Below are 8,817 nucleotides of genomic sequence, written 5' to 3'. Positions count from 1 at the left end.
GGGCGAGCGTCGAGACGCTGTGCACGATCGGCAGCGGGCTCGGTGGCGAGCGCGACGAGGTGCTCGAGTTGGTGGCAGCGCTGGAGCCGGCGTTCGAAGCCGYGCCGCCGTCGGCCGCACGCGCGCGAGGAGGTGCCGCGCCGGTGGTCGTGGTCGACGGCGACGACCTCGTGGCCGGCCGGCTCGCCGGCGACCTCCTGTCGCTCGGCTACCGGGTGCTGCGCCCCCAGCCCGATGGTGCGCTCATCGAGTGCGTCCCGGTGGCGGGTGGCGCGGGCGGGAGTGTGCCCGACGGCGCTGGCGCCGCGACCGACCTCGACGACGCGACCGGCCTCGCCGACGCGACCGACCTCGTCGACGCGGTCGACCTCGTCGTGATCGTCGCGTCGTGGGTGGTGCCGCCGGCGCGGCATCTCCCCTGGCTCCGCCGCGACATCCCGCACCTCGCCGTCGTGTTCGACGACACCGGGGCGCGCATCGGCCCGCTCGTGGAGCCCGGCTCCGGGCCGTGCCTCCGCTGCGTCGACCTCGGCCGCCGCGATGACGACGCGGCGTGGCCGGTGATCGCGGCGCAGCTCGCCGGTCGACCGGCCGCGACGGCGACGACCCTCGCCGTCATCGAGGCGAGCGCCCTGGCGGTCGGCGTCATCGACGACCGGCTCCAGTGCGGCTCGACGGCCCTGGCGTCGACGTCGCTCCTGCTCAGCCGCGAACGACCGACCGCGCTCCCCCGCCGGCGCCGGCACGAGCCGCATCCCGAGTGCGGGTGCCGAGCTCCTGGAGGAATCGCGACGGCTCCCGTTCGCCTCGATGCGCACCGCCGGCACGCGCCCACGACAGCGTCAGCCGCTTCCGTGCCCGCGTGATGCCCACGTAGAGCAGGCGGCGCTCCTCGTCGATCGCATCGAAGCCCTTCGCGTACGCGATCGGGAGCATGCCCTCGGTGAGGCCGACGATGTGCACCTCGTCCCACTCGAGCCCCTTCGCCGAGTGCAGCGTCGCGAGGGTCACGGCCGACACCGTCGGCTCATGCTGCGCCTCCGCGCGCGCCCGGAGCTCGTCGGCGAACTCGCGGAAGGTCGTTCCCACGGGGGCGTCGTCCACGAGGCGGGCGAGCGCGTTCAGCGACTCCCACCTGGCTCGGACTGCTCCCGGACCCTCGGGCGGCTGCACCGTCCAGCCCATCGAGCGCAGCACGTCGCTGACCGACTTGAACAGGGGCTCCCCCGCGATCGTGAGCGCGGCGGCGCGCAGCGCGTGAACCGCCTCGCGCACCTCGGGCCGGTCGAAGAACCGCGCCGATCCCCGCACCCTCGAGCCGACGCCGACCTCGTCGAGCGCGCGKTCGAGGATGGCCGACTGCGAGTTCACGCGCATGAGCACCGCCACGTGCTCGGGTCGCACGCCCGCGTCGATCCGGTCCCGGATGCGGGTGGCGACTCCCCTCGCCTCGGCGAGCTCGTCCGCGAACTCCAGCACGAGCGGCTCCGGCGACGTGCCGGCCGAGGACGGCGTGGACCTCGCGGCATCCGTGGACCTCGCGGCATCCGTCGGCTTCGCAGTATCCGCCGCCGACCCCGCGCTCGTCGAGGCGACCGCGTGCARCTGCAGCGCACCCGCCCGGCCGCGCATCAACCGGTTGGCGGCGTCGACGACCTCGGGCGTCGAACGGTAGTTGCGCTCGAGCCGCACGAGCGTCGCGTCCTCGTAGCGGCGCTCGAACCCGAGCAGATACTTGGGAGTCGCGCCGGCGAAGGTGTAGATGGTCTGGCTGGCGTCGCCGACCACGCACACGTCGCGGCGACCGCCGAGCCACAGGTCGAGGAGCTGCTGTTGCGCCGGGGAGACGTCCTGGTACTCGTCGACGACGAAGTGGCGGTAGCTCTCGCGCACGTGCATCGCCACCGACGGCTCCGACTCGATCATGCCCGCGACGGCGAGCAGCACGTCCTCGAAGTCGAGCATGCGCCGCTCGTCCTTCAGCTGCTCGTAGCCGGACACGAGCGCGAGCATCTGGTCGCCGGTGAGCGTGCCCGGTGCGCCCCGGGAGGCGAGCCGCTGCTCGTAGGCGTCCATGCCGACGGCGCTGACCTTGCGCCACTCGATCTCGGCGGCGACGTCGCGCAGCGTCGGCACGTCGACGCGCAGGCGCAGTCGCTCGGCCGCCTCGCCGAGGACCCGCCCCTTGTAGTCCAGCACCCTGGGCGCCGAGCCGCCCACCACGAGCGGCCAGAAGTGGTTCAGCTGCGCGAGCGCGGCCGCGTGGAAGGTGCGTGCCGCCACGCCCTCTGCGCCGAGCGCCCGCAGTCGCGCGCGCAGTTCGGCGGCGGACCGCGAGGTGAAGGTCAGCGCCATCACGCGGGCGGGGTCGTAGGCACCGGATGCCACGCCGTAGGCGATGCGGTGGGTGATCGCGCGCGTCTTCCCGGTCCCCGCGCCGGCGAGCACGCAGACCGGGCCGATGAGCGCCTCCGCCACCACCCGCTGGTCGTCGTCGAGGGCGGCGAGCAGCGGGTCGGATGCCGCGTTCACGTCGTCGTCCAGGGGCGCGACTCGGGCACGGGGCCGCCGTACCACCGCTCGAGCAGCCAGCGGGCGATCGAGGTGCCGCCCGGCAGCGCGACCTCCTGCGCGGCGGCCGCGAGCTCGTCGCGGGAGAACCACCGCAGCGCGAGGATCTCCACCCCATCGGGCGTCGCCGTCGACGGCGTGGAGCCGTCGGCCACCCGAGCCGTGAAGCCGAGCATCAGGCTGGCCGGCAGCGGCCATGGCTGGGAGGCACCGTACTCGACGCGGTCGACGCGCAGTCCGGCCTCCTCGCCCACCTCGCGGATGACGGCGGCCTCGAGCGACTCGCCGGGCTCGACGAATCCGGCGAGGAGCGAGAACCGGTTCTGCTCCCAGAGGGCGTTGGAGCCGAGCAGCACCCGGTCGTCGTCATCGGTGACGAGCACGATCACGGCGGGGTCGGTGCGCGGGAACAGGAGCTTGCCCTCGCGGTCGCACCGGCGCGCCCATCCGGCCTGCACCACGGTCGTGGTGGATCCGCATCGCGGGCAGAACGGCGCGGCCGCATGCCAGTTCGCGAGCGCGAGGGCCTCGGTGAAGAGCCCCGCGTCGCGATCGCCGAGCACCGGAGCCGCCGCCCGCAGGTTCGCCCATCGCGCCTCCTCGGGTTCGAGGTCTGCGGCGACCGCGTCGTCGAGCACGCGGAGCTCGATCGCCGTGCCGGCCGGAAGGTCATCGCTCGCGGCGATCGACACGTCGGCCGACCCCTCATCGGCGCTCGCGACCGGCGCCGTGGTGGCGATCGTGCGGCCGAGGTAGGCCCGCAGCGTCGAGTCGGGCACCGCTGCCGGCTCGAGGAACTGCAGGCGCGGCGCAGACCCCTCGACGCGTTCGGCGAGCAGGGCCCGCCCGCGGTGCAGGACCATGACCCGCGACGCCGGGTCGGCATCGAATCGCTCGGCGAACCTGTCGACGCCGCGAGCCTCACCGTCGCGGTCGAGGGCGGCGCGCGCGAGGGGCGGGGAAGTCGATTCGGGCACTGGCCACCTCTCTGCGCTTCAGGGCGGAGTCGGCGGGAAGGCGTGGCGGTCGCCCGGGAGGCGGATTCGCCTGCTTAAGCTGTGTGCCATGGCCAGACCCCCACTCACTCTAGCCGCGTTGGCCACGGCGGCGGTGCCCGGGCTCGAGGTCCGGGCAGCCAGGGCCCACACCCGCCGCAGTCATGGCGCCTACGACGCGGTCGAGCTCCACTCCGTCGACGGCCGACGCCTCGTCATCCGGGCTCCGCGGTCGCAGAACGCCGAGACCGAGCAGTCGGCCGATCTCGTCGCCATCCGCGCGATGACGGCGGGCATCCGTGCCCGCCTGCCCTTCGCCGTGCCCGATTTCGTCGGCCAGGCGCCGATCGACGGCACGCGCGCCATCGTCACCGAGTTCCTCCCCGGTGCCGTGCGCACCGCGGACGAACTCACCGAGTTGCCCGGGCTCGCCTTCTCGGTCGGCTCAGCCGTCGCGGCCGTGCACAGCCTGCCGAKCGGCTTCGTCGGCGACGCGGGCCTGCCTCGCGAGTCCGCCGACGAGTCGCGTGACGGCGTGATCGACCTCATCGGCCGCGCCGCCGACACCGGACACCTTCCCGCCGCCATCCTGCGTCGCTGGGAGCAGGCCACGGACGACGATGCCCTCTGGCGTTTCCGCCCGACGGTCGTCAACGGCGCGCTCTCGGCCGACTCGTTCCTCGTCGAGGGCGACACCGTGACCGCGGTGGTCGGCTGGTCCTCGCTCGCCGTGGGAGACCCCGCGCGCGACCTGCACTGGCTGCTCACGTCGCGCGGCGCCTCCGCGGAGGCCGCGCTCGACGCGTACATCACCGGGCGCAACGGCGGCGCCGACGCGCACCTGCCGCAGCGGGCGCTGCTGTACGGCGAGCTCGAGCTCGCACGCTGGCTGCTGCACGGGGTGGAGCAGCGCGACGAGGCGATCATCGCCGACGCCGTGTCACTGCTCGACGGGCTGGCGGCCAGTGTGCATGACCGGTCGAGCGAACCGCTCTCGCCCGAGACGGGTCCGATCCTCACGGTCGGCGACGTCGAGCGGCTGCTCGACGACACCCCTCGGGATCACGCTTCTCGCGAGGGCGCGGCGACGATGCTCACCGACAGCTACGACTTCTCGGAGCTCGAACGCCGCGAGGCCGGCGAGCGCGAGCCGATCTCGATGGATGCCACCGCCCCCATCCCCCTCGACCTCAGCGACTGGGGCGACGCGACCCCGTCATCGGGTGCGCAGGATCAGCCGGCGACCGGCACCGACGGGACCGGCGCGGTGACCGACGCCCAGGCCCGCCGCAACGCCGCCTCGTCGTAGAGCCGCTCGGGCCGGATGACCCGGTCGTCCTCGACGAAGTAGAACACCGCGTCGACGGCGTCGGGGTCGATGCCGGCCCACTTCGCATAGGCGAGCCGGTAGAGCGCGAGCTGGGTCTGCTTGAGCTCGAGGTCGTGCGCGTCCTTCGGCGCCTTGCCGGTCTTCCAGTCGACGACCTGGTGCCGGATGCCGCGTGCGGCGAGTTCCCCGCCCTCGGGCACCTCGTAGACCGCGTCGAGCTTGCAGACGAACACGTGCTCCTCGATGGGCAGGTGCAGCTCGAGCTCCACGGCGATGGGCCTGCGGTGACCCCACTCGGACGCCTCGAAGGTCGCCTGCAGCGTGCGCAGCCGTTCGTCGGTGGCATCCGGGATCACACCGTCGGAGGTCTCTGCAGGCGCGTCTGCCAGATCGAACCACGCATCGTCGACGGCGGCAGCCTCGCCCTCGCCCGTCGAGCGGTGCTCGACCCAGGCGTGGAACAGCGTGCCGAGGCGGGTGGCCCGGAAGGGCCGCTGCGGCATCGGCCGACGGAGCTGCTCGGCGACGGCGGCGGGGTCGTCGACGTAGTCCTTGAACCGTGAGGCCGGCACGCGGGCCGGGATCGGCGGCGCGGTCGGGCCCTCGATGCGGCGCCGTCGGTCCTCGAGGAGCAGCCGCAGCTCCTCGGTGAGCCGCGGGCCGATTCCGCTGCCGCTCGGTTGGTCTGCGGCCGCCCGCACGGCGTCGGCCGCGGTATGCACGGCGTCGTGGCGGGAGCCGAGCGGGTCGAGCGGCCACCGCTGGCGAACGGTGTCGCCGCCCCGCGGGTTCTCGTCGTCGGCCGGGGCGACGGGAAGGGCCCCCACCTTGAGGATGCCGGCGCGCACGAGCTCGTGCAGGAACACGCTCGGCTTGCGGGGCGACTTCTGCGAGGCCCACCAGGAGCCCGTGAGCAGGAGTTCCGACCGGGTGCGCGTGAGCGCCACGTAGGCCAGGCGCCGCTCCTCGTCGGCGTGCCGCTGCCGGTTCTCGTCGGCGAAGCCGCGCACCGCCTCGTCGAACTCCGCCTGGCTCTGCACTCCCCTCCACTGGAGTTCGGGGAGCTCGGCGCGATCGCCCTTGAAGTCGTTCGGCAGTTCGCCGAAGGCCAGCCAGCCCTTCGTGGTGCRGGGCTTCGACGGCAGCTCCTCGTCGACCATGCGCGGGATCGCCACGACATCCCACTCGAGGCCCTTCGACCCGTGGATCGACAGCACCTGCACCGCACCGGGCTCGGGCTCGTCCTGGCGGGGTGCGAGTCGGTCGCGCTGCTCCGCCTCGGTGAGCCATCCGAGGAACGCGCCGAGCGTGGGGTGCTCGGCGACGTCGACGAATCCCGCGAGCAGCTCGTCGAACGCCTCGAGGCTCGGCGCGCCGAGTGGCTGCTCCGCGTTCGCGGCGACCTCGATGTCGAGGAGCAGCTCCTGCTGCACGAGATGGACGAAGTCGACCAGTCCGAGGCCGGCGCGACGTCGCAGCGCCTGCAGCTGCGCGCCGGCTCGACGCATGCGGCCGAGCCCGGTCTCGCTGAATGCCCGCAGCGCCGAGTGGCTGTCGGGGGCGGTCAGGAGGAAGTCGAGCGCGTCGACGATCGACGGGGACTCGTCGACGGCGATGGACGCCCGGAGCCCCTGTCGGACCCCGTCGTCGAGGCGGTGGCTGCCGAGATCGCGGTCGGCCAGCCACCTGGCGAGCCCGTTGAGCGCCGCGAGGTCGGCCGGGCCGACGCGCCACCGTGCCCCACCGAGGACGCGGACGAGCTCGGAGCCCGCGGTCGGGTCGTGCAGCACGCGGAGGACGCACACGAGGTCGGCGATGACCGGTTGGTCGAGCAGGCCCGCGATGCCGAGCACGTGCGTCGGGACGCCGTGGTTTCGGAGGGCCGCGGTGAAGACGCCGACGTTCGCGAAGGTGCGGCACAGCAGGGCGCCACTCCGGGCTGCCCCCGTGCCGCGGCCCAGCCGCGCCGCGAACCACTGCGCGACCAGGTCGGCCTCGTCCTCGATGGTCTCGGCCCACCGCACGCCGACCTCGCCGGGCCCCGCGAACGGCGACGGCGCCAGCGGCGCCTTCGGGATTCCGGCGTCGAGCGGCTCGATGAGCGCGTTCGCCGCGTCGAGCACGATGCCGGGGTTGCGCCAACTCGTGGAGAGGTCGAAGACGCCCRCCTTCGACTCGGGCGCGAAGTCGTTCGAGAACCTGGCGAGGTTCGCGGCGCTGGCCCCGCGCCAGCCGTAGATCGACTGGTCGGGGTCGCCGACGGCCATCACCGAGTGACCGCCGAACAGGGTCGCGAGGAGCCGTGTCTGCACCACGCTCGTGTCCTGGTACTCGTCGAGCAGCACGGTGCGCGCACGTTCGCGATGCGCGGCGACGACCTCGGGGTTGCGCTCGCAGATCGCCAGCGCGAGGGCGACCTGGTCGGAGAACTCGACGTAGCCGCGCTCCCGCTTCGCCACCGCGTAGGCGTCGGCCAGGTCGAGCAGCGGCGGCAGCGCTCCCACGACCCCGAGCGCGCTCGTGAACGTCTCGAAGTCGGTGCGCTTGCGCGGAGCCTCGATGGGGAGGCCGTCCATCGCGAGGAAGTCGCGGGCGAACGCCTGCACGTCTCGGCTGTCGACGACGTTCTCGGCGAGCGCGCGGCTGAGCGACAGCACCGCGCCGGTGACCCGGTCGAGGGAGGCGTCGAGCTCCACGAGGCGCGGATCGGTCGACCCGCTGACGACCGACCTCGCGAGCAGCCACGCGGATGCCTCGCCGAGCACCGCCGCGTCGGGCTCCCGCCCGATGAGCATCGCGTGCTCACGGTAGATCGAGCTCGCGAAGGCGTTGTACGTGCCGACCGCAGCCGACTCGAGGGGGTCGAGCTCCACCTCGGCGATGCCCTCGCGCACGAGCTGGCCGACGCGCTCGCGGATGCGCTCGGCCAGCTCGCYGGCGGCCTTCCGCGTGAACGTGAGACCGAGCACCTCCGGCACGGCGACGAATCCATTGGCCAGCAGCCACACGACCCGGTTGGCCATCGTCTCGGTCTTGCCGCTGCCGGCGCCGGCCACGACGATGCTCGCCCCGTGCGGCGATGCCTCGATCACCGACCGCTGCTCCGCCGTCGGGGGGTGCAACCCGAGCCGGACGGCGATCTCCTCGGCACCGATGCGCCCGCTCACGCCGACACCGCCGGCACGAGGTGCACCCGGTAGAGCCAGGCGCCGAATCGGGAGCGGAAGCCCAGCTCGCCGGGACCCTCGAATTCGCTGCCGGCCATCGTGCGCGCGACGGCCGCGAGCCGGTCGCGGAAGGCGGCGTCATCGTCGTCGTCGAACGGCTGCTGGGCCCGTTCGGTGAAGGCCATGCCGCGCACGGGCTTGGCGAGGTACACCAGCTTCGCGCCGCCGGCGCGCCCTGCGTCGGGAACGGCGCCTGCCCGTGCGGCGAGCTGGTAGGCGGCCAGTTGCGGATGCTTCGCCGTCTGCTCCGCCGTGGGCGGTGTGCGTCCGGTCTTGAGGTCGACGATGACCGTGGTGCCGTCCGGTGAGGCCTCGACGCGGTCGATCGTGCCCGTGATGCGCACCCGGTCGACGACGAGGGTGAACCGGCCCTCGGCACCGAGCAGCACCTTGCCGTCGTCGGCGAAGGCGGTGAGGTAGTCGGCGGCCCCCTCGGCCATGCGTCGCGCTCCCCGCCGCTCGCGTTCGGCGACCCATCCGGCTTCGAAGCGGAGCTCCCGCCAGCGTTCCTCGACCGCGGCCCACAGCGTCTCGATGCTGGTGTCGCCGTCGGCGCGCGCGCCAGCCTCCTCGACGACGGCGTGCACCAGGGTGCCGATCGACGCGGCGAGCCCCGAGGGCGGCGATGCGACGTGATCGATGAACCAGCCGAGCGGCGACTCCTCGGCACGGTCGATCTGCGACGGCGACACGG

Annotated in this window: 5 protein-coding genes; 1 reads left to right on the top strand and 4 read right to left on the bottom strand. The window is 73.6% G+C overall.

Annotated features, from left to right (window positions below; genetic code table 11):
- Positions 1-702 precede the first annotated feature (702 nt).
- Positions 703-2,532, bottom strand: a complete 1,830-nt coding sequence (locus AC1DY2_RS10310) for an ATP-dependent helicase (RefSeq protein ID WP_476762342.1) — start codon at positions 2,530-2,532, stop codon at positions 703-705.
- Positions 2,529-3,548 carry an NAD(+) diphosphatase gene (gene nudC / locus AC1DY2_RS10305; RefSeq protein ID WP_476762341.1) on the bottom strand — a complete coding sequence of 340 codons (1,020 nt, stop codon included), beginning with the start codon at positions 3,546-3,548 and terminating at the stop codon, positions 2,529-2,531. Before nudC ends, AC1DY2_RS10310 begins: the two co-directional genes overlap by 4 nt.
- Positions 3,549-3,636: 88 nt before the next feature.
- Here nudC and AC1DY2_RS10300 point away from each other — a divergent pair, with 88 nt between their 5' ends.
- Complete coding sequence (locus AC1DY2_RS10300; RefSeq protein WP_476762340.1) at positions 3,637-4,875, top strand: phosphotransferase; 1,239 nt, start codon at positions 3,637-3,639, stop codon at positions 4,873-4,875.
- On the opposite strand, the gene AC1DY2_RS10295 is transcribed toward AC1DY2_RS10300, so the two are convergent.
- Both AC1DY2_RS10295 and AC1DY2_RS10290 read right to left on the bottom strand, forming a co-directional pair.
- Entirely contained in the window at positions 4,800-8,063 is a 3,264-nt protein-coding gene (locus tag AC1DY2_RS10295) for an ATP-dependent DNA helicase (protein WP_476762339.1), read from the bottom strand. The genes AC1DY2_RS10300 and AC1DY2_RS10295 overlap by 76 nt on opposite strands.
- A partial coding sequence (locus AC1DY2_RS10290) for a RecB family exonuclease (protein WP_476762338.1) occupies positions 8,060-8,817 on the bottom strand: 758 nt, incomplete at its 5' end. The genes AC1DY2_RS10290 and AC1DY2_RS10295, both read right to left, overlap by 4 nt.

It is taken from the genome of Agromyces sp. P1_H4 (genome assembly GCF_056405255.1).
Note: the sequence above shows the minus strand (reverse complement) of the source record. Positions and strands in the feature narration are given on the sequence as shown.